Source organism: Actinokineospora lacus, assembly GCF_053813445.1.
Window position 1 is genome coordinate 756661 of the sequence record NZ_JBQERA010000001.1, and the last position, 24870, is coordinate 781530.

Here is a 24870-nt window from a genome sequence, read left to right on the forward strand (position 1 = left end):
CACATCTGAAACACGGCTTAGACACCGGCTCCACGCCACCACCCCAGGACGGTGTCGGCGACGCCGGGGGCGGCGACCAGGAGGCCGTCGGGGGGCAGGGTCGCTTCCGTTCCCCGGCGGTCCAGCACCACCGCGCCGGATTCCAGGGCCAGGGCCAGGGCGCCCGCGACGTCCCACTCGTGGTAGCTGTGCAGGACCGCGGCGGCGGCGTGGCCCAAGGCCACCTGGGCGATCGTCAGCGCCGCCGAGCCCAGCACCCGCACCCCGGCGTGGCAGGACGCGGCCTGCTCGATGAAGCCGCCCATCCCCGGCCACGCCCCCGACGACGCCAGCTCCGTGCACACGATCGCCCCGGCGAGTCCCGAGCGGTCCGCCAGGGCGACGCGCTGGCCGTTGGCCCGGGTGCCGCGGCCGCGGGCGGCGGCGTAGATCTGGCCCCGGTACGGGTCGGCGACCACGCCCACGACCGGTCCGACGGCGTCCACCAGAGCCAGGCTGTAGGCGCACCAGGGGAGTCCGGCCACGTAGTTGGCCGTGCCGTCCACCGGGTCGACGACCCAGTGGAACTCCGCGTCCCCGGCCTCGCCGCCGAACTCCTCGCCGATGACCGGGATTCCGGGGAACTCCGCGGTCAGCACCCGCCGGGTGTGGCGCTCCAGCGTGCGGTCGGTGTCGGTGACCCAGTCGAACGGGTTGTCCTGCGCGCCGGGGCGGGCGCCGCGGCCCGCGGTGGCGGTGATGACGTCGGTGGCGTCATTCGCCAGCCTGCCCGCCACTTCCAGGGCTCGGGAGAGCAGGCCCGGTTCGACCGGGCGGGAGGACAAGAGGGTCATGCCTGCCTAGATTGACCACCCCCGGTGTCCACCACCCGACCGGAAGGTGACGGGCGGCGGATCGTCTGGCCAAGAACACCCGCCGCTCCGGGTGTTCCGGAGGCGTTCGCCGCGCGGCCACGCGGTCGCCCACCGCAGGGGTGCGACGGGGTGGGACGTTCCCGGGGTGCGCGTCGCCATCGTCACCGAGAGCTTCCTGCCGCAGGTGAACGGCGTGACCAACTCCGTGCTGCGGGTGCTGGAGCACCTGCACGCGCGGGGTCACCAGGCCATGGTCATCGCTCCGGGCACCACCGGGCCCGAGTCGTACCTGCACGCGCGGGTGCACCGGGTCAAGGCCGTCGACCTGCCGGTCATCAGCTCCCTGCCCATCGGGCTGCCCAGCCCCCGAATCCACGCCGACCTCGCCGGGTTCGCCCCCGACGTGGTCCACCTGGCCTCGCCGTTCGTGCTCGGCGCCGCCGGGCTGCGCGCCGCGCGGCGGCTCGGGGTGCCGACGGTGGCGGTCTACCAGACCGACGTGGCCGGGTTCGCCGCCGCGTACGGGCTCAGCCGCGGCTCCCGCGCCGCCTGGCGGTGGATCAGGCGGCTGCACAGCGGCGCCGACCGGACCCTGGCCCCGTCCACCGCCTCGGTCGCCGACCTCACCGCCCACGGCGTCCCCCGGGTGCACCGCTGGGCGCGGGGCGTCGACGTGCGCCGCTTCCACCCCGACCACGCCGACCGGGGGCTGCGGGCCGAACTCGCCCCCAACGGCGAGCTGCTGGTGGGCTACGTGGGCAGGCTCGCCCCGGAGAAGCAGGTCGGCAGGCTGGCCGCGCTCAACGACCGGCCCGGCGTCCGGGTGGTCGTCATCGGCGACGGCCCCGACACCGGCCCGCTGCGCAAAGCCCTGCCGCGCGCGGCGTTCCTGGGCTTCCGCGAGGGCGCGGAGCTGGCCAGGGCGTACGCCAGCCTGGACGTGTTCGTCCACACCGGACCCCACGAGACGTTCTGCCAGGCGGTGCAGGAGGCGATGGCCTCCGGGCTGCCGGTGATCGCCCCGGACGCGGGCGGGCCCCGCGACCTCGTCGAGCACGGCCGCACCGGCTTCCTGCTCGACCCGGCGGCCTTCGACGCCGAGCTGCCCGCCGCCGTCGGCCGCCTCGCCGACGCGCTGCTGCGCAGGCGGATGGGCGCCGCGGCCCGCGCCCGCGTGCGCACGCGCACCTGGAGCGCGGTCTGCGACGAGCTGATGGGCCACTACGGCGAGGTCACCGTGGGGAGAGCGCCGAAGGCGGCCTGACATGCGCATCGTCCAGCTCGCCAACTTCTACGGCCCGCGCTCCGGCGGCCTGCGCACCGCGCTGCACCACCTCGGCGCGGGCTACGCCGCCGCGGGGCACGAGGTCGTGCTCGTCGTCCCCGGCCCGCGCCGCCGTGACGAGCGGCTGGCCACCGGCGTCCGGCGGATCACGCTGCCCGCGCCCGGCATCCCGGGCACCGGGGGCTACCGCGCCGTCGACCCGCTGCGGGTGCGGGCGCTGCTGGCCGGGCTCAGGCCCGACCGCCTGGAGGTCTCCGACCGGCTGACCCTGCGCGGCATGGGCCGCTGGGCGCGCGAGCGCGGCGTGCCCGCCGTGGTCATCTCCCACGAGCGGCTCGACCGGCTGCTGGAGCAGTTCCTGCTGCCCGCCCCGCTGGCCCGCCTCGCCGCGGACGCCGCGAACCGGCGCATGGCCGCCGCCTACGACACGGTGGTCTGCACGACCGGGTTCGCCCGCGCCGAGTTCGACCGCATCGGCGCCACCAACCTCGCCCAGGTGCCCCTGGGCGTGGACCTGGCCACCTTCACCCCGACCCGGCACGACGGCGCCCTGCGCGCCGACCTGGCCCACGGCGCCGACGCGCTGCTGGTGCACTGCGGGCGGCTGTCCCCGGAGAAGCACGTCGAGCGCAGCGTCGACACCCTCGCCGCCCTGCGCGAGGCGGGGGCGAACGTCCGCCTGGTGGTGGCGGGCGACGGCCCGCGCAGGGCCGCGCTGGAGCGGCGCGCGGCCGGGCTGCCGGTGACGTTCCTGGGCTTCCTCGCCGACCGCGCCGCCGTCGCCGGGCTGCTGGCCACCGCCGACGTCAGCCTCGCCCCCGGTCCACACGAGACGTTCGGCCTGGCCGCCCTGGAGGCGCTGGCCTCCGGCACGCCGGTGGTCGTCTCGCGGTCCTCGGCGCTGGGGGAGCTGGTGCGCCCGGACTGCGGGGCCGCCGTCGCCGACCGCGCCCCCGCCTTCGCCGAGGCCGTCACCGGCCTGCTCGACGTGCCCGAGCGCGACCGCAGGGCGGCGGCCAGGGCCCGTGCCGAGCAGTTCGGCTGGCCGAGCTCGGTGCGCGGGATGCTGGGCGCACTGCGGCTCGGGTGAGGTCGTAAAGTTCGGCGCATGGGCCGTGCCGGGCTGGACAAGAACCGCGCCGACATCGCGACGATGTTCGACGGCGTCGCGAAGGGCTACGACCGCACCAACTCGGTCATGACCTTGGGCTTCGACCGCCGCTGGCGCGAGCTGACCCGCCGCGCCCTCGACGCGGGCCCCGGGGAGAAGGTCCTCGACCTGGCCGCGGGGACCGCGGTGTCCACCGTGGAGTACGCCCGCTCCGGCGCCTGGTGCGTGGCCGCGGACTTCTCCCTGGAGATGCTGCGCCACGGCGCCCACCGCCCGGTGCCGAGGGTCGCCGCCGACGCCTTCCACCTGCCCTTCGCCGACGGGGCGTTCGACGCGGTGACCGTCTCCTTCGGCCTGCGCAACATGGACGACACCGTCGCCGCGCTGCGCGAGATGGCCAGGGTGACCCGCCCCGGCGGCAGGCTCGTCGTCTGCGAGGTCTCCCAGCCCCCCGTGCGGCCGCTCCGGTGGCTCTACCGCAACACCGTCCTGCGTGGCCTGCCCCTGATCACCCGCCCGTTCTCGTCCAACCCGGAGGCGTACCGGTACCTGGCCGAGTCCATGCGCGACTGGCCCGACCAGCGCGCCATCGCCGAGCGCGTCTCCGACGCGGGCTGGGTGGACGTCGAGTGGCTGAACCTGACCTTCGGCGTGGTCGCCCTGCACCGGGCCGTCAAGCCCGCCTAGAGACCTGGCCCCACTCCCACTCGATGCCGAGCACGCCCGGCTCCACCTGGGGCATCACCAGGTGCGCGACGTGGCCGGGGGACAGCGGCAGCTCCTCGTCGGTCGCCTGCTCCGGGTCCTCGCCCTGCTGCACGAAGCCCTCGCAGCGCACCGGCAGGCGCCGGGCGTGGAAGCGCACGCCGAGCACGTAGGTGTCGGCGGGGTAGCGGAACGCGCGCCGGTAGACGGTGGAGGGCACGCCGCCCGCGATGGCCACCCGGTACTCGAACAGGTGGGTCTGCCCGGCGCGCAGCGCGCGGTCGAACAGCAGCTCGGCGGCGATCACCGGCGCGCTCGCGTGCCTGCGGACCCGGCCGACGCGGCAGTTCTCCACCGCGACCACGTCCAGCGCGGCGGGGTCGTTGCCCGGCTCGCCGCAGTAGACGGCGACGTGGCGGTCGGGGGCGTCGGCGACCGCGCGCACGACCTGGCGCGAGCGGATCTGGCGCAGCGCGCCCGCGCGGTCCAGGACGGCGGAGTCGTCGAGGTGGCAGGGCCGCAGCTTGCCGTCGGAGGCGCCGACCAGGGCCTCCACCGTCTCGGCCAGGGCCCGCGCCGGTTCGAGCAGGCCGCCGTAGCGCCTGCTCGCCGTCGTGGAGCCCACCCACCGCCCGCGCGGGCGGGGCGGGCCGAGCAGCGCCTCAAGGGAATGCCTCGGCAGCCCGAGGATCGCCTCGATGGCGGTGACCGCGCGCAGTGACTCGGGGCGCTCCGGGCGGCTGCGGCCTTGGCGCCAGTAGCTCAGACTGGCCTGGCTGACGTGGATGCCGCGCCGGGCGAGGCGTTCGCGCAGCCGGTCGAGGGTGAGCCCGCTGCGGTCGACGGCCGCCCGCAGCGCGTCGTGGAACGGGCCGGTGCGCAGCAGCGCCTCGACCTCGTGGCCCGGCCCGGTGCTGGCGATGGCGGCTCCCGGATCGACTGTGGACATCACAGAGTAGGAGCGTGGCGCGTGGCCGGTGAAGCCCGATGACGTGGCAGGCGCTTCACAGTATTGCCGTTCTGCTTCACACAGTCGCCCGCCCGGCGGGCAGTGGTCTTGACCACCGCGAACCGCGCGGATGTCATCTGTGGAGCGGCGGTTCCCCGAAACCGCCGCCCACCCTGCACACCCGTTCTGGAGGGCACATGTCCCGATCAGTCCTCAAGGCCGTCCTCGCCGCCGCGGCGCTCGGCTGCGCCACCGTCGTCCCCGTCCCCACGGCCACCGCGGCGGGCGCGGGCGACCTGCACGCCTCGGTCCGCGCCGCGATGCTCGCCGAGCACAGCGCCGCCGCCTCCGCCGCCCCGCTCCGCGACCCGCTTGTCGAGCCGACCCGCACCGCGGGCGGCTGGGTCTTCGGCAGCACGACCATCCCGCTGTCGGCGGCCGACGAGCACCAGTCGCCGAAGACGGCCCTGTTCATCGCCCACCGCGAGCGCGGCGCGTGGCGGGTCGAGCTGGACGGCTCGGCGGGCTTCGCCACGCTCGCCGCCGACGCGCCCCGCGCCGTCCTCAGCGACGGCGAGAAGCAGACCTTCGCGAGCAACCACCGGGCCGCGATGACCGCCGCGGCCACCGACACCGGCCTCGGCCTGCCCTGGGCGGTCGGCGTCGCCTGGTACATGGGCGGCGGGCCGCACGGCCACAGCGGCAGCAGCAGGCCGTTCAACTCCATCGACTTCAACGGCGGCGACGGCCGGGTGCTCTCCGCCGGACCCGGGCGGGTCTACAAGAGCTGCGTCAGCAGCCGCAGCGCCCTGGTGAAGGTGGTGCACGACAACGGTTACAGCACCACCTACTACCACATGCTGAGCCTGACGACGCTCGCCGACGGCAGCCGGGTCAGCGCAGGCACCTACCTGGGCCGCATCGGCAACGAGCTGCCCTGCGGCGGGTCCAGCAGCGGCGCGCACGTGCACCTGTCCCTGCTGCGCGGCACCACCCCGATCAGCGTGCACGGCATGAAGATCGGCGGCTGGACCTTCTACGAGGGCTCAGCGGCCTACGCCGGGTACGCCGAGCGCAACGGCACCCGCGTGTACCCGGGCAACGGCCGGGTGACCAACTATGGCCCTGGCACCCCGTCGCAGTACCCGACCGGCACCGTGGACGCGGGCTCGAACAGCAGCGTCAACCTCCGCTCAGGCCCCGGCCTGAACCACAGCGCCGTGGGCACGGTCGCCGACGGCGCGACGGTCTCCATCGTCTGCACGGCCAGGGGCGGCAGCGTCCAGGGCGTGTGGGGGACGACCGACTTGTGGAACAAGCTGACCACCGACAACTGGATCAGCGACGGCTTCGTCAACACCGGCTCCGACACCCCCGTGGCCCCGGCCTGCTGACCGCCGGGCGGCCCGCGGTCCTACCGGATCGCGGGCCGTCCGCGCTGCCACCGGTCGATCCGCCACATCAGCACGACCGCGGCGACCGCCGACACGGCGACCAGCCCGGCGCTGACCGCGTTGGCCACCACGATCCGGAGGAACGCCCGCTCGGTCTGCTCCTCGGCCAGGAGGAACACGCTGACGAGGTCCACCGCGTGCGCGGCGAGGAAGGTGCTCCACCACACCGTCACCAGGGCACTCGGCCGCGACCGCGTGGGGTCCGCCCCCGGCCTGCTCGCCCGGTACACGTCGGCCACCACCATCTGCGGCCACCAGAGGTTCACCACCGGCACCACCCACCCCAGCACCGCCCACCGAATTCGCAGCCGGTGTCGCCCACCACCGATCCGCGCCGCGTTGACCCTGGCCCGCCACAGCCACGCCGCGAACGCCACCCAGGACAGCGCCAGCCCGGCCAGCCACGCCCACGACAGCACCACCGCCCGCCCCTCGGCCGCCTCGACCTGCCCCGCGGTCACCGTCGGCAGCGCGGAGAGCACGTCGCGCACCAGGTGGTAGGACCGCCACGACTGCCACACCACCAGCCCCGCGACGGCGGTCGTGGCCAGGATCAGCACCGACGCCAGGAAGCGCGCGCCCCGGTTCGGCGCCACGACCTCCTGCCGCGGCGCGAGGACCCCCATCGGCGGCGTCGGAACATCGGTCACGGCGACCTCCCCCTTCCAAGGTCGCCCCGACCCCAAACCCCGTTTCACCCCCTCACGCGTGTGTCCAGTGACACAGACCCGCCCGGAGCCGTCCGAGCGCGAGCGGCACGGGAAGCGCGGGTCCGCTCCCCAGCGGCGGCCGACCCGAAGAACTCGGCCGAATCGGCGCTCCCCAAGGCTTTGGCGGAATTCAGAAGTCCGAAGTGGACTGTACAATCGCGGCACCCGCCGCGGCCCGCGTGATCAGCGCCGAGGCGCCCGCCGCCCGCCCTGCGAATCGCGTCACCGGTGCCCACTCTCCGGCCACCTCTAGACTCGACAGGGTCCAGGCAAGTCGAGGAGGGCCATTGAGCACGTCGATCAGCCGTCGCCGGGCGGGCGAGGATGCCGAGGTCATCGTGGTCGGGGCCGGGCCGGCGGGCTCGACGGCCGCGACCTACCTCGCGCGGGCCGGGCTGGACGTGCTCCTGCTGGAGAAGTCCGCCTTCCCCCGGGAGAAGGTCTGCGGTGACGGCCTCACCCCGCGCGGGGTCAAGCAGCTCATCGACCTCGGCGTCGACACCCGCGAGCAGGCGGGCTGGCTGCACAACCGCGGCCTGCGCGTCGTCGGCGGCGGCGTCACGATGGAACTCGACTGGCCCGACCTCGCCTCGTTCCCCCCGTACGGCGTCGTGCGCCCGCGCCAGGACTTCGACGAGATGCTGGCCCGCACCGCCAGCCGCGCGGGCGCCCGGCTGCTGGAGAACACCACCGTCACCGGCGCGATCACCGACGACAAGTCCGGCCGCGTCGTCGGCGTCAGCGCCAAGGCGGGCCCGGACAAGGTCCCCGTCACCTACCGCGCCCCGCTGATCCTCGCCTGCGACGGCGTCTCCGCCCGCCTGGCGCTGTCGGTCGGGCTGGAGAAGATCGACAAGCGGCCCATGGGCGTGGCCGTGCGCCGGTACTACGAAAGCCCCCGCAGCAAGGACGACTACCTGGAGTCGCACCTGGAGCTGTGGGACCGCTCCGACCCCGACAACCCCGTCCTGCTGCCCGGCTACGGCTGGATCTTCGGCATGGGCGACGGCACCGTCAACGCCGGGCTCGGCATCCTCTCCACCTCCAAGGCGTTCGGCACCACCGACTACCGCAAGCTCATGCGCTCCTGGCTCGACGGCACGCCGGAGGAGTGGGGCATGCGCGAGCACAACGCGGTCGGCAAGGTCGGCGGCGCCGCCCTCCCGATGGGCTTCAACCGCACCCCGCACTACACCCCGGGCCTGCTGCTCGTCGGCGACGCGGGCGGCATGGTCAACCCGTTCAACGGCGAGGGCATCGGCTACGCCATGGAGTCCGCCCGCATCGCCGCGGAGGCGGTCGTGCAGGCGATGGCCCGCGCCGAGGGCCCCGCGCGCGAGCGCGCCCTGGAGGGCTACCCGGCCGCGATGAAGGACGCCCTCGGCAGCTACTACCGCCTGGGCAACATCTTCTCCAAGCTGATCGGCAACCCGGCCGTCATGCGCACGGCCACCAAGTACGGCCTGCCGCGCAAGACCCTGATGAAGCTGGTCCTCAAGCTGCTCGCGGGCCTCTACGACCAGCGCGACGGCGACGCCTTCGACCGGATCATCACCGCGGCGACCAAAATGGCCCCCAGCGTCTGATTGCAGTCGCAAGCACTGTGTTAGCGCAGGTGAGGGCCCGTCTCCCGTTGGTGAGGGGGCCGCGTTTCCGGCTGTGAGCCACGTCCTAGACTGGCCGCCGTGCTGTGAAGGCGTTCACACGAGTTCGGACGAGCTTGTGAACGTTTTCACAAACACACCCGTTCGGTTAGGCCCGCCTAATGACCATTGGCGCGGCCGCGGACCCTAGGGTTCGGCCGGAGGACGCCGGGGAAAGGACGCGAGGTGCAGCTTGCCCAGGACGTGACGACCGACTTGGCCGTCTACCTACCCTTGGTGATCATGTTCGCGCTGGCGGCGGCCTTCGCCGTCTTCTCCGCGCTGCTGGGGCCCCTGCTGGGCCCGCGCCGGTACAACCGGGCCAAGTTCGAGGCATACGAGTGCGGCATCGAGCCGTCGCCGCAGCCGGTGGTCGGCGGCGGGCGCGTCCCGGTCGCCTACTACCTCACCGCGATGCTGTTCATCCTGTTCGACATCGAGATGGTGTTCCTCTACCCCTTCGCGGTGTCCGCCGACGCCCTCGGCCTGTTCGGCCTGGTCGAGATCTTCCTGTTCATCGCCACCGTCGGCTTCGCCTACGCCTACGTGTGGCGGCGCGGCGGGCTGGACTGGAACTAGAGAGGGAGGAGGCGACGTCATGGGTATCGAGGAGAAGCTCCCCAACGGCATCCTGTTGGCCAGCCTGGAAAAGCTGGTCAACTGGGGCCGCAAGAACTCACTGTGGCCCGCCACGTTCGGGCTGGCCTGCTGCGCCATCGAGATGATGACCACCGGCGGCCCGCGCTACGACATCGCCCGCTTCGGCATGGAGGCCTTCCGCGCCTCGCCGCGGCAGGCCGACCTGATGATCGTGGCCGGGCGGGTGACCAACAAGATGGCCCCGGTGCTGCGCCAGATCTACGACCAGATGGCCGAGCCGCGCTGGGTGCTGGCCATGGGCGTGTGCGCCTCCAGCGGCGGCATGTTCAACAACTACGCCGTGGTGCAGGGCGTCGACCACATCGTCCCGGTCGACATGTACCTGCCCGGCTGCCCGCCCCGGCCCGAGATGCTGCTCGACGCGATCCTCAAGCTGCACGCCAAGATCGGCGACGAGCCGATCAACGCCACCCGCGCCGCGGCCCGGCTCGAGCGCGGCGAGCGCACCGAGCTGATCGCGTCGTCGGTGAAATTCGCGAAGAAGTGACCCATGGCTGACGAGAACCCCACCACCCCAGCGGCCGCCACCCCCGGCAAGACCACCGGCGGCGAGAACTCCAGCGCGGCCCGCCCGGACGTCGGCATCGAGCCCGACACCGACCTCGCCCGCCCGGCCGAGCACCGCGAGCCGGTCGTCGCCGAGCCGGTCGTCGCCGGGCGCACCCGCAAGGGCATGTTCCAGGTCTCCGGCTCCGGGGACACCTCCGGCTTCGGCGGCCTGCAACTGCCCGCCTACAGCCCGGCCCCCTCCGTGCGCCCCTACGGCGGCTGGTTCGACGAGTTCGCCGACGACCTGCGCACCGCGATGGCCGAGCGGGAGATCCCGGCCGAGGCCATCCAGCAGGTCACCGTGGACCGCGGCGAGATCACCCTCTACGTGGCCCGCGAGCACCTGCTCGCCCTGTGCTGGGCCCTGCGCGAGGAGCCCGCCCTGCGCTTCGAGCTGTGCAGCTCGGTGTCCGGTGTGGACTACGGCGCGGCCATCGCCCAGCGCCTGCACTCGGTCTACCACCTGACCTCGATGACCTACCGCCGCCGCATCCGCCTGGAAGTCGCCGTCGACATCGACGACCCGCACGTCCCCTCCGTCGTCGGGGTCTACCCGACCGCCGACTGGCAGGAGCGGGAGGCGTGGGACATGTTCGGCATCGTCTACGACGGGCACCCGGCCCTGACCCGCATCCTCATGCCGGACGACTGGGACGGCCACCCGCAGCGCAAGGACTACCCGCTGGGCGGGATTCCCGTGGAGTACAAGGGCGCGGAGATTCCTCCGCCCGACCAGCGGAGGTCGTACTCGTGACCACCAACGACGCCTACGCCGACGAGCGCCGCACCACCGAGGGCAAGATCTACAACGTCACCGGCGGCGACTGGGACGAGGTGCTGGACGACGCCCAGCACGACGAGCGCATCATCGTCAACATGGGCCCGCAGCACCCGTCGACGCACGGCGTGCTGCGCCTGGTGCTGGAGCTGGAGGGCGAGACCGTCACCCAGGCCCGCAGCGTCATCGGCTACCTGCACACCGGCATCGAGAAGAACTGCGAGTACCGGACCTGGACCCAGGGCGTCACCTTCGTGACGCGCATGGACTACCTGGCCCCGCTGCACAACGAGGCCGCCTACTGCCTGGCCGTGGAGAAGCTGCTCGGCATCGAGGCCCCGCCGCGCGCCCAGGTCATCCGCGTGATGCTGATGGAGATCAACCGCATCTCCTCGCACCTGGTCGCGCTGGCCACCGGCGGCATGGAGCTGGGCTCGCTGACCGCGATGACCTCCGGGTTCCGCGAGCGCGAGGAAGCGCTGCACCTGCTGGAGCACCTGACCGGCCTGCGCATGAACCACGCGTTCATCCGCCCCGGCGGCCTGGCCCAGGACCTTCCTGACGACTACCACGAGAAGGTCACCGACTTCATCAAGGTGATGCGCAAGCGGCTGCCGGACTACGACAAGCTGCTGACCGGCCAGCCGATCTGGCGCAACCGCCTCAAGGACGTCGGCTACCTGCCCATCGATGCCTGCCTGGCGCTGGGCGTCACCGGCCCGGTCCTGCGCTCGGCCGGTCTGGCCTGGGACCTGCGCAAGGTCGAGCCGTACCTGGGCTACGAGACCTACGACTTCGAGGTCCCGACCTCCACCGACGCCGACGCGTTCGCCCGCTACCTGCTGCGGCTGGAGGAGATGCACCAGTCGCTGCGGATCATCGAGCAGACGCTGCGCAGGCTGGAGCCCGGCCCGGTCATGGTCGCCGACGCCAAGGTCGCCTGGCCCGCCAAGCTGACCCTGGGCGCCGACGGCCTCGGCAACTCCCTCGAGCACGTCCGCAAGATCATGGGCCAGTCGATGGAGTCGCTGATCCACCACTTCAAGCTGGTCACCGAGGGCTTCAAGGTGCCCGCGGGCCAGGTGTACGTGCCGGTGGAGTCCCCGCGCGGCGAGCTGGGCTACCACCTGGTCTCCGACGGCGGCACCCGCCCGGCGCGCGTGCACGTCCGCGAGCCCAGCTTCGTGAACCTGCAGGCGATGCCCGCGATGTCCGAGGGCGGCATGATCGCCGACGTGATCGCGGCCATCGCCTCGATCGATCCCGTGATGGGGGGCTGTGACCGGTGAGCAACGAACCCCTGAGCACCGGGGCGACCTACGGAAGCTCCGGTGTGGGCGGCGGCCCGACCCACCAGGAGACGGTGCCGGACGTGGACGTGGCTGCCATCAGCCCGGTCCCGGCCGCGCACCTGACCGTGGAGTCCACCCCGGACCTGAGCGTCTTCGGCGCGGAGACCGTCGCGCGCGCGCAGGCCATCGTGGCCCGCTACCCGCAGTCGCGCTCGGCGCTGCTGCCGATGCTGCACCTGGTGCAGTCGGTGGAGGGCCGGGTCAGCCAGGCGGGCATCCACTTCTGCGCCCAGCAGCTCGACCTGACCGCCGCTGAGGTCAGCGCGGTCGCCACGTTCTACACGATGTACAAGCGCAAGACCTGCGGCGAGCACCTGGTCAGCGTCTGCACCAACACCCTGTGCGCGGTGCTGGGCGGCGACGACATCTACAAGAAGCTCGGTCAGCACCTGGGTTCTGAGCAGAAGCCCCTGGGGCACAACGAGACCGCGGGCGAGCCCGGCACGCCCGGCTCGATCACCCTTGAGCACGCCGAGTGCCTGGCGGCCTGCGACCTGGGCCCGGTCATCCAGGTCAACTACGAGTTCTTCGACAACCAGACCCCCGAGTCCGCGGTCGCCCTGGTCGACGCGCTGCGCGACGGCGAGCGCCCGGCGCCCACCCGCGGCGCCCCGCTGCGCGACTTCCGCACCGCGGAGCTGGAGCTGGCGGGGTTCTTCCCCGAGGACGCCGCCGCCTACCGCGAGGGCGTCGACGGCCCGTCGGCCGCGGTCGAGACGCTGCGCGGGGCGAAGCTGGCCAACGACCGGGGCTGGACCGCCCCGGCGATGCCGGACGCTCCGCTGCCGGAGGTACAGAAGAAATGAGCACCCCGAACAAGCCCGCGCCGGTCACCCCGGTGCTGACCAAGCGCTGGCTCTCGCCGACCTCGTGGTCGATCAAGACCTACGAGCAGCTGGAGGGCTACACCGCCATCCGCAAGGCGCTGGCGGGCACGCCCGAGCAGCTCGTCGAGCTGGTCAAGGCCTCCGGCCTGCGCGGGCGCGGCGGCGCCGGGTTCCCCGCGGGCGTCAAGTGGTCGTTCATGCCGCCCAACGAGGACAAGCCGCACTACCTGGTGATCAACGCCGATGAGGGCGAGCCGGGCACGTGCAAGGACATCCCGCTGATGATGGCCGACCCGCACTCGCTCATCGAGGGCTGTGTCATCGCCTCCTACGCCATGCGCGCGCACCACTGCTTCATCTACGTGCGCGGCGAGGCCCTGCACTGCATCCGCCGCCTCAACGCCGCCGTGCGCGAGGCCTACGACGCGGGCTACCTGGGCAAGGACATCCTCGGCTCGGGCTACGACCTCGACATCGTCGTGCACGCGGGCGCGGGGGCCTACATCTGCGGGGAGGAGACCGCGCTGCTGGACTCCTTGGAGGGCCGCCGCGGCCAGCCCCGGCTCAAGCCGCCCTTCCCGGCCGCCGCCGGTCTCTACGCGGCGCCGACCACGGTCAACAACGTCGAGACCATCGCCAGCGTGCCGTTCATCGTCAACGGCGGCAGCGACTGGTTCCGCACGATGGGCACCGAGAAGTCCCCCGGCCCCAAGATCTACTCCGTCTCCGGCCACGTCACCAACCCCGGCCAGTTCGAGGCGCCGCTGGGCACCACGCTGCGCGAGCTGCTGGAGCTGGCGGGCGGCATGAAGGACGGCGTCCCGCTGAAGTTCTGGACGCCGGGCGGCTCGTCCACCCCGCTGTTCACCGCCGAGCACCTCGACGTGCCGCTGGACTTCGAGGGCGCCGCCGAGGCGGGCTCGATGCTGGGCACCACCGCGGTCATGGTCTTCAACGAGACCGTGTCGGTGCCGTGGGCGGTCATGAAGTGGACGCAGTTCTACGAGCACGAGTCCTGCGGCAAGTGCACCCCGTGCCGCGAGGGCACCTACTGGCTGACCGGCATCCTGGAGCGGATGGTCGCCGGGCAGGGCACCGAGGCCGACATCGAGACGATGCTCGACATCTGCGACAACATCCTCGGCCGCTCGTTCTGCGCGCTCGGCGACGGCGCGGTCAGCCCGATCACCAGCGGCATCAAGTACTTCCGCCACGAGTTCCTGGCCCTGTGCGACCGGAACCGCACGCCCGCACTCGCTGGAGCGCACCGATGACGATCGCCCCGGAGAACCCCACCACCGAGAAGCCGGTCCCCGAGGGACACGTGCGGATGACCATTGACGGCGTCGAGGTCGACGCGCCCAAGGGCGAGCTGGTCATCCGGACCGCGGAGCGCCTGGGCATCATGATCCCGCGCTTCTGCGACCACCCGCTGCTGGAGCCCGCGGGCGCCTGCCGCCAGTGCCTGGTCGAGGTCGAGATGGGCGGGCGGCCGATGCCCAAGCCGCAGGCCTCCTGCACGATCACCGTCGCCGACGGCATGGTCGTGCGCACGCAGGAGACCTCCCCGGTGGCCGACAAGGCCCAGCGGGGCGTCATGGAGCTGCTGCTGATCAACCACCCGCTGGACTGCCCGGTCTGCGACAAGGGCGGCGAGTGCCCGCTGCAGAACCAGGCGATGTCCAACGGCCGCGCCGAGTCCCGCTTCGTCGAGACCAAGCGGACCTTCGCCAAGCCGCTGCCGATCAGCACCCAGGTGCTGCTCGACCGCGAGCGCTGCGTGCTCTGCCAGCGCTGCACCCGCTTCTCCGCCCAGATCGCCGGTGACCCGTTCATCGAGCTGCTGGAGCGCGGCGCGCAGCAGCAGATCGGCATCGCCGAGGAGAAGCCGTTCCAGTCCTACTTCTCCGGCAACACCATCCAGATCTGCCCGGTGGGCGCGCTGACCAGCGCCGCGTACCGGTTCCGGTCGCGGCCCTTCGACCTGGTGTCCACCCCGAGCGTGTGCGAGCACTGCTCCTCCGGCTGCGCCGAGCGCACCGACTGGCGCCGCGGCAAGGTCATGCGCAAGCTGGCGGGCGACGACCCCGAGGTCAACGAGGAGTGGATCTGCGACAAGGGCCGCTTCGCCTTCCGCTACACCACCGCCGCTGACCGGATCACCCGGCCGATGGTGCGCGACGCCAAGACCGGGCAGCTGGTCGAGACCAGCTGGACCGAGGCGATGCGGGTGGCGGCCGAGGGCCTGCTGGCCGCGCGGGACAGGGGCGTGGGCGTGCTGGCCGGCGGTCGGCTGACCGTCGAGGACGCCTACGCCTACGCCAAGTTCGCGCGCATCGCGCTGGGCACCAACGACGTCGACTTCCGGGCCCGGCCGCACTCGGCCGAGGAGCTGGACTTCCTGGCCTCGACCGTGGTCAACACGAGCCCGGCCGACGGGGTCACCTTCGCCGGGATCGAGAACGCCCCCGCCGTGCTGTGCGTGGCCTTCGAGGCAGAGGAGGAGGCCCCGGTCGTCTTCCTGCGGCTGCGCAAGGCCGCCCGCACGAAGCGCACCAGGGTCTTCCACCTCGGGCAGTGGAGCAGCCCCAGCGTCACCAAGACGATGGCCACGCTGCTGGCCTGCGTCCCCGGCGCCGAGCCGGAGGCGCTCGACGGGCTGAGCACCCACGCCCAAGACGTCATCGAGGCGCTGAGCACCCCGGGTGCGGTGATCCTGGTCGGCGAGCGCGCCGCCTCGGTCCCCGGCCTGTTCAGCGCGGTGCTGCGGCTGGCGGAGTCCACCACGGCGAGGGTCGCGTGGATTCCGCGGCGCGCGGGCGAGCGCGGCGCGCTCGACGCGGGCGCGGCGCCGACCCTGCTGCCGGGCGGTCGCCCGGTGGCCGACGCCGGGGCCCGCGCGGCCGTCGAGCGGGTGTGGGGCCTGGCCGAGGGCGCGCTGCCCTCGACCCCCGGGCGCGACACCGACGCGATCCTGGCCGCCGCGGCGGCCGGGCAGCTCGGCGGGCTCGTGGTCGGCGGTGTGGACCCCGATGACCTGGCCGACCCGGCGCTGGCGCTCGACGCGCTGGCGGGCGCCGGTTTCGTGGTCAGCCTCGAGCTGCGGCACAGCGCGGTCACCGAGCGCGCCGACGTGGTGCTGCCGGTGGCCGCCGCGGTGGAGAAGTCCGGCAGCTACCTCAACTGGGAGGGCCGCCGCCGCCCGTTCGGCAACACCCTGGAGAGCACCGGCGTCCTGCCGGACTGCCGGGTGCTCGACACCCTCGCGGTGGAGATGGACGCCGACCTGTTCACCCAGACCCCGGACGCCGCCGCGGCCGACCTGGCCAAGCTCACCGGGGCCAACGCCGTCGCGCGCGGCGTGGACGCGCCCGCGGTGGCCGCCGCGGCGCCGATCGCGGGCGCGGGGCAGGCCGTGCTGGCCACCTGGCGGATGCTGCTGGACAACGGCTCGCTGCAGGACAACGAGCCGCACCTGGCGGGCACCGCCCGCCCGGTGTTCGCCCGGATGTCGCTGGCGACGGCGACCGCCCTCGGCGTGAGCGTGGCGGGCACCGCCCGGGTGTCCACCGCGCGCGGCGGCGTCGACGTGCCGGTGCGGGTCGACGACCTGCCCGACGGCGTGGTCTGGCTGCCTGCCAACTCCCCGGGGTCGGCCGTGCGCGCGGCGCTGGGCGCCGGGCACGGCGATGTCGTCGAGGTGCGCGGCGCGACCGGCACCGACGCTGGAGGGAACGCATGACCAGGGCTCAACTGCTCGCCGACGACCCGCTCTGGCTCATCCTGATCAAGTGCGTCGTCCTGCTGCTGCTGGGCGCCCTGATGACCATGTTCATGATCATCTGGGAGCGCAAGGTCGTCGCCAGGATGCAGCACCGCCCCGGCCCCAACCGGGTCGGCCCCGGCGGCTGGTTCCAGTCGATCGCCGACGCGATCAAGCTCCCCTTCAAGGAGCAGATCATCCCGGACACCGCCGACAGGAAGGTCTACTTCCTGGCGCCGATCATGTCCGCCATCCCGGCGTTCCTCGCCTTCTCGGTGATCCCCTTCGGACCCGAGGTGAGCATCTTCGGCGAGCGCACCGTGCTGCAGCTGGTCGACCTGCCGGTCGGCGTGCTGGTGGTGCTGGCCTGCTCGTCGATGGGCGTCTACGGCATCGTGCTCGCGGGCTGGGCCTCCGGCTCGCCGTACCCGCTGCTGGGCGGGCTGCGCTCGGCAGCGCAGGTCATTTCCTACGAGATCGCGCTCGGGCTGTCGCTGGTCGCGGTGATCCTGCACGCGGGGTCGCTGTCCACCGGCGACATCGTCGACGCGCAGACGGGGATCTGGTTCGCCGTCACGCTCGTGCCCAGCTTCCTGATCTTCTTCGTCTCGATGGTCGGGGAGACCAACCGGGCCCCGTTCGACCTGCCCGAGGCCGAGTCCGAGCTCGTCGGCGGCTTCCACACCGAGTACAGCTCGATGAAGTTCGCGCTGTTCTTCCTCGCCGAGTACGTCAACATGGTCGTCGTCTCGGCGATGTGCACCACGCTGTTCCTCGGCGGGTACATGGCCCCGTGGCCGCTCTCGGCGGTCAACGACAACATGTTCAACACCGGCTGGTGGCCGGTGCTGTGGTTCTTCGGCAAGATGTTCGCGCTGCTGTTCGTCTTCATCTGGCTGCGCGGCACGCTCCCGCGCCTGCGCTACGACCAGTTCATGCGGCTGGGCTGGAAGATCCTGGTGCCCGCCAACCTGGTCTGGATCGTCGGCGTCACCGCGCTGCGGGCCTTCCGCAACGAGGCCGACATCTCCGCGACCACGATCCTGGTCGCGGGCGGCATCCTGCTCGTGCTGCTCATCGGCCTGAGCTTCCTGCTGCCCGAGCGCGCCCAGGCCGACGGCCCCAAGCCGATCGAGCTGACCGGCGGCGGCTACCCGGTCCCACCGCTCGACCTGCAGGTGCCGGACAAGAACAGCCCCAAGGCCGTGCGCGCCCGGCGCCGCCGCCAGCCCGCAGCGGTGGGCGGCCGCACCGACGCGACCGACGCGACCGACGCAGGCGAGGCGCCACAGGCGAAGGAGACCGAACAGTGAGCTTCCTCGACCCGATCAAGGGGTTCGGCGTCACCTTCGGCACGATGTTCAAGAAAGTCGTGACCGAGGAGTACCCCGAGGACTGGCCGGGTGCCGCGCCGCGCTACCACGGCCGCCACCAGCTCAACCGGCACCCGGACGGGCTGGAGAAGTGCGTCGGCTGCGAGCTGTGCGCCTGGGCCTGCCCGGCCGACGCGATCTTCGTCGAGGGCGGGGACAACACCGACGACGAGCGCTACTCCCCGGGTGAGCGCTACGGCGCGGACTACCAGATCAACTACCTGCGCTGCATCGGCTGCGGTCTGTGCGTCGAGGCGTGCCCGACCCGGTCGCTGACCATGATCACCGACTTCGAGCTGGCCGACGACGACCGCCAGCGGCTCATCTACACCAAGGAGCAGCTGCTCGCGCCGCTGCTGCCGGGCATGGAGCAGCCGCCGCACCCGATGCGCCTCGGCGAGTCCGAACAGGACTACTACGTCAACGGTCCGGCCCTCGCGCAGGGAGAGACCAAGTGAGCGCGCTCATCCTGGCCCAGCAGGCGGGCGAGGTCACCACCGGCGAGGCCGTCGCCTTCTGGATTCTCGGGCCGCTGGCGCTGGCAGGCGGTCTGGGCATGATCTTCGCCCGCAACGCCGTGCACTCGGCGCTGTTCCTGGTGATGACGATGCTGAGCCTCGGCGTGCTGTACATGGTGCAGCAGGCGCCGTTCCTCGGCTTCGTGCAGATCATCGTCTACACCGGCGCGATCATGATGCTGTTCCTGTTCGTGCTCATGCTCGTCGGGCGCGACTCCTCGGACTCGGTGGTCGAGGTCCTGCGCGGGCAGCGGCTGTGGGCCACCGTCCTCGGGGTCGGCCTCGCGGTGCTGGTCGTCGGCGCGCTGGCCCGGTCCCTGACCGAGGTCACCCCGCTGGGACTGGCGGGCGAGATGGCCAACGGCGGCGACGGCAACGTGGCCAACCTGGGCAGGGCGATCTTCACCGACTACCTGTTCCCGTTCGAGCTGACCTCGGCGCTGTTGATCACCGCGGCCATCGGCGCGATGATCCTCGGCCACGTCGACCGCGCCAAGGCGGGCAAGCGCAGCCAGCGCGAGCTGATGCTCGCCCGCTTCCGCGGCGAGCACGACCGCCCGTCGCCGCTGCCCGGCCCCGGCGTGTTCGCCACCGCCAACTCGGTGGCCACCCCGGCGCTGCTGCCCGACGGCTCGGTCGCCCCCGAGTCGCTCTCGCGGCTCATCGACGCCACGGTGGCCGAGACCCTCGACGACGACCGCAAGGCCGTCGCGGGCACTGTCCCCGGGCCGGACGCCCGGGCACTGGCTCCTGGCAAGGAGGACGGGCAATCATGACCCCCACCTACTACCTGCTGCTCTCGGCGCTGCTGTTCACCATCGGCGCGGTGGGCGTGCTGGTGCGGCGCAACGCCATCGTCGTGTTCATGTGCATCGAGCTGATGCTCAACGCGGTGAACCTGTCGCTGGTGACCTTCGCCCGGATCAACGGGACGCTCTCGGGCCAGGTGATGGCGTTCTTCGTGATGGTCGTGGCCGCCGCCGAGGTCGTGGTCGGCCTCGCGATCATCATGTCGATCTTCCGCACCCGCAGGACCGCGTCGGTCGACGACGCGAACCTGCTGAAGTACTAGGGGGAACTCGGTGACGGGAAGCATCAACCTCGCTGCTGAGGTAGTGCCCGCGACCGGCATGGCGTCGATGGCGTGGCTGCTGCTCGTGCTGCCCGCCCTCGGCGCGGCCGTGCTGCTGCTCGCCGGGCGCCACGCGCGGCGCTGGGGGCACCTGCTCGGCAGCGCCACCATCGTGGCCTCGTTCGTCCTCGGCCTGGTCATGTTCTTCGAGACCACGGGCGTGGGCGCGGAGAAGCGCACCCAGGACCTGTTCCTGTTCGAGTGGATACCGGTCCAGGCCCTCGACGTCGACTTCGGACTGCGCATCGACCCGCTGTCGCTGACCTTCGTGCTGCTGATCACCGGTGTGGGCGCGCTGATCCACATCTACTCGATCGGCTACATGGAGCACGAGGAGCGTGATCGCAGCCGGTTCTTCGCCTACCTCAACCTCTTCGTCGCGGCGATGCTGCTGCTGGTGCTGGGCAACGGGTTCGTGACCCTCTACTTCGGCTGGGAGGGCGTCGGCCTGGCGTCCTACCTGCTGATCGGCTGGTACCAGGGCAAGGGCTTCGCGGCCACGGCGGCGAAGAAGGCGTTCCTGATGAACCGGGTCGGCGACGTCGGCCTCGCGCTGGCGATCTTCCTGATGTTCACGCACATGGGCACCACCCAGTACACCGAGGTCTTCGCCCAGATCGGCGAGCAGTCCACCGCGGTGATCGTGGCGATCGGCCTGCTGCTGCTGCTCGGCGCGTGCGGCAAGTCCGGCCAGTTCCCGCTGCAGGCGTGGCTCCCCGACGCGATGGCGGGCCCGACCCCGGTCTCGGCCCTGATCCACGCGGCGACGATGGTGACCGCGGGCGTGTACCTCATCGCCCGCTCCAGCCCGATCTACTCGCTGCCGCAGGCCGCCGACGCGCGCCTGGTCGTGATGATCGTCGGCGCGTTCACGCTGCTGCTCGGGTGCGTCATCGGCTGCGCCTACGACGACTTCAAGAAGGTGCTGGCCTACTCCACGGTCAGCCAGATCGGCTACATGATGCTCGCCGTGGGCCTCGGCCCGGCGGGCTACGCCTTCGGCATCCTGCACCTGCTCACGCACGGCTTCTTCAAGGCCGGGCTGTTCCTCGGCGCGGGCTCGGTCATGCACGGCATGAACGACGAGGGCAACATCCGCCGACTGGGCGGGCTCTGGAAGAAGATGCCGATCACCTTCGCCACGTGGGCGTTGGGCTACCTGGCGCTCATCGGCTTCCCGTTCACCGCGGGCTGGTACTCCAAGGACAAGATCATCTATGCCGCCTTCGGCGAGCCGGGCTGGCGTGGCTGGGTCTTCGGCGGGGTCGCCATGCTGGGCGCGCTGCTGACCGCGTTCTACATGACCCGCCTGCTGATCCTGGTGTTCCTCGGCAAGCCGCGCTGGGAGAATCTCAAGAGCGAGGACGGCAAGGCCTACCACCCGCACGAGTCCCCATCGACCATGACGATCCCGATGATGGTGCTGGCTGTCGGCTCAGTCCTCGGTGGCGTGCTCCTATACACGACGTTGCCGCAGTGGCTGGCTCCGAGCGTTGGCGAGGTCGTCGAGCGTGACGGGCTGATCTCGTACGGCATGGTGGAAATCCTGAGCCCTGTCGTCGCGCTGATCGGCGCGGTGATCGCGTACCTGGTCTTCGGTCGCAGCCCGCAGCCGGTCGAGCGGCGTGAGCGGGTGTCCTTCCCGGTGCGGGCCGCGCGCGCGGACCTGTTCGGCAACCACCTCAACGAGGCGCTGTTCGCCAAGCCGGGCATCTGGCTGACCAGGGCGCTGGTCTTCGTCGACAACCGCGGTGTCGACGGCCTGGTCAACGGCATCGCCGCGGGTCTCGGTGGCAGCTCCGGGCGCCTGCGCCGCACGCAGACCGGCTTCGTGCGCTCCTACGCGCTGTCCATGCTCGGCGGATCGATCCTGGTGATCGCCGCACTGCTGATGGTGAGGTTCGCATGACATCCACGGCCGACTCCTGGGTGCTCTACGCGCTGCTGCTGGTGCCGCTGGTCGGCGCGGCGGTCGTGGTGGCCCTGCGCGGCAACGACCACACCGCGAAGCTGGCCGCCCTGGCGTTCAGCGTCGTGGAGCTGGTGCTGGCGGGCGTGGCGTGGGCGCTGTACGACCCGGCGGGCGAGCGGCTCCAGCTGGGCAGCACCGTGGACTGGATTCCCGCCTTCGGCGTGCACATCGCCTGGGGCGTGGACGGCATCGCGCTGGTGATGATCGCCGTCATCGCGCTGCTGGTGCCCATCGTGATCGGCGCGGGCTGGGCCGACCGGCTGCCGGAGGGCCGCACCAAGGGCGGGTTCTTCGCGCTGATCCTGCTGGAGCAGGCGCTGACCGTCGGGGTGTTCGCCGCGACCGACGTGTTCCTGTTCTACGTCCTCTTCGAGATCATGCTGATCCCGATGTACTTCCTGATCGGCTCCTACGGCGGGGTCAACCGGCAGTACGCGGCGGTGAAGTTCTTCCTGTACTCCTTCCTCGGCGGCCTGATCATGCTGGCGTCGGTGATCGGGGCGTACTCGCTCTCGGCCGACAAGCTGGGGCAGGGCACGTTCCTGTGGGAGGAGCTGGTCGGGGTCGTCGCCGCGGCGCCGCTGTCCACCCAGGTCTGGATCTTCCTCGGCTTCTTCACCGCCTTCGCGGTCAAGGCGCCGCTGGTGCCGCTGCACACCTGGCTGCCCGACGCCACCTCCGCCGCGCCCATCGGCGTCGCGGTGCTGCTCGTCGGCATCCTGGACAAGGTCGGCACGTTCGGCTTCCTGCGCTACCTGCTGCCGATGACCCCCGAGGCCAGCCGCGAGCTGGCGCCGCTGGTGCTGGTGCTGGCCGTCGTCGGCATCATCTACGGCTCCCTGCTGGCCGCGGGCCAGTCGGACATGAAGCGCTTCGTGGCGTACGTGTCCATCGCCCACTTCGGATTCATCGCGCTGGGCATCTTCGCCTTCAGCACGCAGTCGCTGGCGGGCTCGGTGACCTACATGGTCAACCACAGCATCGCCACCGGCATGCTGATCCTGGTGCTGGGCATGGTGATCGCCCGCGGCGGCTCCACCCGCATCGCCGACTACGGCGGCATGGCCAAGCTGACCCCGCTGCTGGCGGGCATGCTGCTCATCGCCGGGCTGGCGAGCATGTCGCTGCCGGGCACCAACTCCTTCATCAGCGAGTTCCTGGTGCTCGTCGGCTCGTTCCCGAACGCGCCGGTGTACACGATCATCGCCACGGTCGGCATGATCCTGGCCGCGCTCTACGTGCTCTGGCTCTACCAGCGGATCATGCAGGGCCCGCTGCGCGGCGACGCCATCATCGGCGCCGCGGGCGGACCGGGTGCGGTGATCGCGCCGGAAGTCGGCGCCAAGAAGGCCATCCTGGACCTGTCCGGGCGCGAGAAGCTCGTCCTCGCCCCGCTGGTCCTGCTGATCGTCGCGCTCGGAATCTTCCCGAAGCCGGTGCTGGACGTCGTGGAGCCCTCCGTGGCGGCCACCATGTGCGAGGCCGGTCTGGTCGACCCGGTGCAGTCCGATGAGGAGCAACCGCAGTGTTCGTGAAATTGCTGGCCCAGGAACCGCTGCCGGTGCCCGAGACGACCGGGATCGAGCCGCCGCCCGTCGGCGCCATCTGGCCGGTGCTGATCATCCTCGGCGCCGCCTGCGTCGGCGTGCTCGTCGAGGCGTTCCTGCCCCGCCACCAGCGCTGGTCGGCCCAGGTCGTGCTGACCCTGCTGGCCGTGGTCGGCGCGGGGGCCGCCCTGGCGGGCTACCTCGTCGACGCGCCCGCGGGCGGTGAGCTGGCCATGTACGGCACCATCGCCGTCGACGGACCGGCGCTGTTCCTGTGGGGCACGCTGCTGGCGCTGTCGGTGGGCGCGGTGCTGCTCATCGCCGACCGCTCGGTCGAGCCGGGCGGGGCGTTCGTGGCCACCGCGGCGATCCGGCCGGGCACGGTGCAGGACCGCGCGCAGGTCCAGTCGACCGGGATGCAGACCGAGGTCTTCCCGCTGACGCTGTTCGCGCTCGGCGGCATGATGATCTTCTGCGCGGCCAACGACCTGCTGACGATGTTCATCGCGCTGGAAGTGCTGTCGCTGCCGCTGTACCTGATGTGCGGCCTGGCGCGTCGGCGCAGGCTGCTGTCGCAGGAGTCGGCGGTCAAGTACTTCCTGCTCGGCGCGTTCGCCTCGGCGTTCTTCCTCTACGGCGTCGCCCTGCTCTACGGCTACTCCGGATCGGTGCGCCTGGCCGACATCGGCGCCGCCGCGGCGGGCACCGACCGCTCCGACACCCTGCTGTTCGCCGGTCTCGGCCTGCTCGTGGTCGGCCTGCTGTTCAAGGCGTCCGTCGGCCCGTTCCACACCTGGACCCCGGACGTCTACCAGGGCGCCCCGACCCCGGTCACCGCGTTCATGGCCGCCTGCACCAAGGTCGCCGCGTTCGGCGGCATCCTGCGGGTCCTGCAGGTCGCCTTCGAGTCGACCAGCTGGGAGTGGCGCGGCGTGCTGTGGGGCGTGGCCATCATCTCGATGGTCATCGGCGCGGTGCTCGGGCTGACCCAGACCGACGTGAAGCGGATGATCGCCTACTCGTCGGTCGCGCACGCGGGCTTCCTGCTCATCGGCGCCATCGCGCTGACCGAGAAGGGCCTGTCCGGCACCCTGTTCTACCTGCTGACCTACGGCTTCACCACGCTGGCCGCCTTCGGCGTGATCAGCCTGGTGCGGGGCCCGGACGGCGAGGCGACGCACCTGTCGCAGTGGGCGGGGCTGGCCAAGCGCTCGCCGCTGGTGGCCGGGGTGTTCACGTTCCTGCTGCTCGCCCTGGCGGGGATTCCGCTGACGTCGGGGTTCATCGGGAAGTTCGTGGTCTTCGAGGCCGCGATCGCCGACGGCATGGCCCCGCTGGTCGTCATCGCCCTGGTGGCCTCCGCGGTGGCGGCGTTCTTCTACCTCCGGGTGATCGTGCTGATGTACTTCAGCGCGCCCGCGGAGGACGGCCCGACGGTCACGGTGCCCGGCGCGTTCACCACCGCGGCGATCACCCTGGGCGTCATCGTGACGCTGCTGCTGGGCGTCGCCCCGGCGTTCGCCCTGGACTGGGCCGCCGGCGGGACGTTCGCGATCCGGTAGGGACTCGTTCGTCAGGCGGGCGCGGCCGGACCCCCGGTCGCGCCCGCCTCTTTTTGTGGGACGAGCGCCACGCGGTGTTCCGGCGGCATTCGTCTGAACTGGGCGAAGTCGGGCAAGTAGGCTCTG

22 protein-coding genes are annotated in these 24870 nt (G+C 72.0%); 19 read left to right on the top strand and 3 right to left on the bottom strand.

All coding sequences use genetic code 11. The features are described 5' to 3' along the window. Positions 1–17: 17 nt before the first annotated feature. Positions 18–833: an inositol monophosphatase family protein gene (locus ACTG9Q_RS03790; RefSeq protein WP_455571149.1), complete on the bottom strand. Its 816-nt coding sequence runs from the start codon at positions 831–833 to the stop codon at positions 18–20. A 166-nt stretch (positions 834–999) separates the two neighbouring features. Between ACTG9Q_RS03790 and ACTG9Q_RS03795 the strand changes: the two genes are divergently transcribed. Genes ACTG9Q_RS03795 through ACTG9Q_RS03805 form a run of 3 tightly spaced genes read left to right on the top strand, consistent with a single transcriptional unit; the run spans position 1000 to position 3937 of the window. Then, positions 1000–2118, top strand: coding sequence for a glycosyltransferase family 4 protein (locus ACTG9Q_RS03795; protein WP_455571150.1), 1119 nt, complete (start codon positions 1000–1002; stop codon positions 2116–2118). Position 2119: 1 nt separating this feature from the next. Continuing rightward, a complete protein-coding gene (locus tag ACTG9Q_RS03800) occupies positions 2120–3229 on the top strand; it encodes a glycosyltransferase (RefSeq protein ID WP_455571151.1) in 1110 nt (369 codons plus the stop codon). 18 nt (positions 3230–3247) lie between these two features. Then, positions 3248–3937, top strand: a complete 690-nt coding sequence (locus ACTG9Q_RS03805; RefSeq protein ID WP_455571152.1) for a demethylmenaquinone methyltransferase — start codon at positions 3248–3250, stop codon at positions 3935–3937. Here the strand turns inward: ACTG9Q_RS03805 and ACTG9Q_RS03810 are convergent. After that, the gene (locus ACTG9Q_RS03810) at positions 3924–4904 is read right to left on the bottom strand and encodes a hypothetical protein (RefSeq protein WP_455571153.1); all 981 of its coding nucleotides are present in this window, start codon (positions 4902–4904) and stop codon (positions 3924–3926) included. The two genes, ACTG9Q_RS03805 and ACTG9Q_RS03810, sit on opposite strands and share 14 nt — an antisense overlap. A gap of 197 nt (positions 4905–5101) precedes the next feature. Between ACTG9Q_RS03810 and ACTG9Q_RS03815 the strand changes: the two genes are divergently transcribed. Beyond that, a complete protein-coding gene (locus ACTG9Q_RS03815) occupies positions 5102–6298 on the top strand; it encodes a peptidoglycan DD-metalloendopeptidase family protein (RefSeq protein WP_455571154.1) in 1197 nt (398 codons plus the stop codon). A gap of 20 nt (positions 6299–6318) precedes the next feature. Here the strand turns inward: ACTG9Q_RS03815 and ACTG9Q_RS03820 are convergent, their stop codons facing one another. Next, the gene (locus ACTG9Q_RS03820) at positions 6319–7008 is read right to left on the bottom strand and encodes a DUF4328 domain-containing protein (RefSeq protein WP_455571155.1); all 690 of its coding nucleotides are present in this window, start codon (positions 7006–7008) and stop codon (positions 6319–6321) included. 347 nt (positions 7009–7355) lie between these two features. Here ACTG9Q_RS03820 and ACTG9Q_RS03825 point away from each other — a divergent pair, with 347 nt between their 5' ends. The 15 genes from ACTG9Q_RS03825 (at position 7356) to nuoN (ending at position 24744) form a co-directional block, all read left to right on the top strand. Continuing rightward, entirely contained in the window at positions 7356–8654 is a 1299-nt protein-coding gene (locus ACTG9Q_RS03825; protein ID WP_455571156.1) for a geranylgeranyl reductase family protein, read from the top strand. Positions 8655–8897: 243 nt separating this feature from the next. Beyond that, on the top strand, positions 8898–9290 hold the full coding sequence (locus ACTG9Q_RS03830; RefSeq protein WP_455571157.1) for an NADH-quinone oxidoreductase subunit A: 393 nt from the start codon (positions 8898–8900) through the stop codon (positions 9288–9290). Positions 9291–9309: 19 nt separating this feature from the next. Further along, complete coding sequence (locus ACTG9Q_RS03835) at positions 9310–9858, top strand: NuoB/complex I 20 kDa subunit family protein (RefSeq protein ID WP_455571158.1); 549 nt, start codon at positions 9310–9312, stop codon at positions 9856–9858. A 3-nt stretch (positions 9859–9861) separates the two neighbouring features. Then, positions 9862–10674 carry an NADH-quinone oxidoreductase subunit C gene (locus ACTG9Q_RS03840; protein ID WP_455571159.1) on the top strand — a complete coding sequence of 271 codons (813 nt, stop codon included), beginning with the start codon at positions 9862–9864 and terminating at the stop codon, positions 10672–10674. Beyond that, positions 10671–11987 carry an NADH-quinone oxidoreductase subunit D gene (locus tag ACTG9Q_RS03845; protein WP_455571160.1) on the top strand — a complete coding sequence of 439 codons (1317 nt, stop codon included), beginning with the start codon at positions 10671–10673 and terminating at the stop codon, positions 11985–11987. Before ACTG9Q_RS03840 ends, ACTG9Q_RS03845 begins: the two co-directional genes overlap by 4 nt. A 44-nt stretch (positions 11988–12031) precedes the next feature. After that, positions 12032–12856, top strand: coding sequence for an NADH-quinone oxidoreductase subunit NuoE (gene nuoE / locus ACTG9Q_RS03850; RefSeq protein WP_455571317.1), 825 nt, complete (start codon positions 12032–12034; stop codon positions 12854–12856). Then, positions 12853–14151 (top strand): NADH-quinone oxidoreductase subunit NuoF, encoded by a 1299-nt coding sequence (gene nuoF / locus ACTG9Q_RS03855; RefSeq protein WP_455571161.1) that lies wholly within the window; start codon positions 12853–12855, stop codon positions 14149–14151. Before nuoE ends, nuoF begins: the two co-directional genes overlap by 4 nt. Next, positions 14148–16619 (top strand): NADH-quinone oxidoreductase subunit G, encoded by a 2472-nt coding sequence (locus tag ACTG9Q_RS03860; protein ID WP_455571162.1) that lies wholly within the window; start codon positions 14148–14150, stop codon positions 16617–16619. Before nuoF ends, ACTG9Q_RS03860 begins: the two co-directional genes overlap by 4 nt. Then, positions 16616–17953: an NADH-quinone oxidoreductase subunit NuoH gene (gene nuoH, locus ACTG9Q_RS03865; RefSeq protein ID WP_455571163.1), complete on the top strand. Its 1338-nt coding sequence runs from the start codon at positions 16616–16618 to the stop codon at positions 17951–17953. The genes ACTG9Q_RS03860 and nuoH overlap by 4 nt, the downstream gene beginning before the upstream one ends. After that, the gene (nuoI, locus tag ACTG9Q_RS03870; RefSeq protein WP_455571164.1) at positions 17950–18471 is read left to right on the top strand and encodes an NADH-quinone oxidoreductase subunit NuoI; all 522 of its coding nucleotides are present in this window, start codon (positions 17950–17952) and stop codon (positions 18469–18471) included. Before nuoH ends, nuoI begins: the two co-directional genes overlap by 4 nt. Beyond that, entirely contained in the window at positions 18468–19307 is an 840-nt protein-coding gene (locus ACTG9Q_RS03875) for an NADH-quinone oxidoreductase subunit J (protein WP_455571165.1), read from the top strand. The genes nuoI and ACTG9Q_RS03875 overlap by 4 nt, the downstream gene beginning before the upstream one ends. Continuing rightward, complete coding sequence (gene nuoK / locus ACTG9Q_RS03880; RefSeq protein ID WP_455571166.1) at positions 19304–19603, top strand: NADH-quinone oxidoreductase subunit NuoK; 300 nt, start codon at positions 19304–19306, stop codon at positions 19601–19603. Before ACTG9Q_RS03875 ends, nuoK begins: the two co-directional genes overlap by 4 nt. Before the next feature lie 58 nt (positions 19604–19661). Then, positions 19662–21572 carry an NADH-quinone oxidoreductase subunit L gene (gene nuoL / locus ACTG9Q_RS03885; protein WP_455571318.1) on the top strand — a complete coding sequence of 637 codons (1911 nt, stop codon included), beginning with the start codon at positions 19662–19664 and terminating at the stop codon, positions 21570–21572. Beyond that, entirely contained in the window at positions 21569–23170 is a 1602-nt protein-coding gene (locus ACTG9Q_RS03890) for an NADH-quinone oxidoreductase subunit M (RefSeq protein ID WP_455571167.1), read from the top strand. The genes nuoL and ACTG9Q_RS03890 overlap by 4 nt, the downstream gene beginning before the upstream one ends. A 26-nt stretch (positions 23171–23196) precedes the next feature. After that, a complete protein-coding gene (gene nuoN, locus ACTG9Q_RS03895) occupies positions 23197–24744 on the top strand; it encodes an NADH-quinone oxidoreductase subunit NuoN (RefSeq protein WP_455571319.1) in 1548 nt (515 codons plus the stop codon). The last annotated feature ends 126 nt before the right edge of the window (positions 24745–24870 follow it).

Excerpts from the sequence above, each read along its gene's own strand:
- ACTG9Q_RS03790 (WP_455571149.1), bottom strand. The coding sequence starts at position 833 with ATGACCCTCTTGTCCTCCCGCCCGGTCGAACCGGGCCTGCTCTCCCGA.
- ACTG9Q_RS03800 (WP_455571151.1), top strand. The coding sequence starts at position 2,120 with ATGCGCATCGTCCAGCTCGCCAACTTCTACGGCCCGCGCTCCGGCGGC.
- ACTG9Q_RS03805 (WP_455571152.1), top strand. The coding sequence starts at position 3,248 with ATGGGCCGTGCCGGGCTGGACAAGAACCGCGCCGACATCGCGACGATG.
- ACTG9Q_RS03810 (WP_455571153.1), bottom strand. The coding sequence starts at position 4,904 with ATGTCCACAGTCGATCCGGGAGCCGCCATCGCCAGCACCGGGCCGGGC.
- ACTG9Q_RS03815 (WP_455571154.1), top strand. The coding sequence starts at position 5,102 with ATGTCCCGATCAGTCCTCAAGGCCGTCCTCGCCGCCGCGGCGCTCGGC.
- ACTG9Q_RS03835 (WP_455571158.1), top strand. The coding sequence starts at position 9,310 with ATGGGTATCGAGGAGAAGCTCCCCAACGGCATCCTGTTGGCCAGCCTG.
- ACTG9Q_RS03840 (WP_455571159.1), top strand. The coding sequence starts at position 9,862 with ATGGCTGACGAGAACCCCACCACCCCAGCGGCCGCCACCCCCGGCAAG.
- nuoF (WP_455571161.1), top strand. The coding sequence starts at position 12,853 with ATGAGCACCCCGAACAAGCCCGCGCCGGTCACCCCGGTGCTGACCAAG.
- ACTG9Q_RS03860 (WP_455571162.1), top strand. The coding sequence starts at position 14,148 with ATGACGATCGCCCCGGAGAACCCCACCACCGAGAAGCCGGTCCCCGAG.
- nuoH (WP_455571163.1), top strand. The coding sequence starts at position 16,616 with ATGACCAGGGCTCAACTGCTCGCCGACGACCCGCTCTGGCTCATCCTG.
- nuoK (WP_455571166.1), top strand. The coding sequence starts at position 19,304 with ATGACCCCCACCTACTACCTGCTGCTCTCGGCGCTGCTGTTCACCATC.
- nuoL (WP_455571318.1), top strand. The coding sequence starts at position 19,662 with ATGGCGTCGATGGCGTGGCTGCTGCTCGTGCTGCCCGCCCTCGGCGCG.
- ACTG9Q_RS03890 (WP_455571167.1), top strand. The coding sequence starts at position 21,569 with ATGACATCCACGGCCGACTCCTGGGTGCTCTACGCGCTGCTGCTGGTG.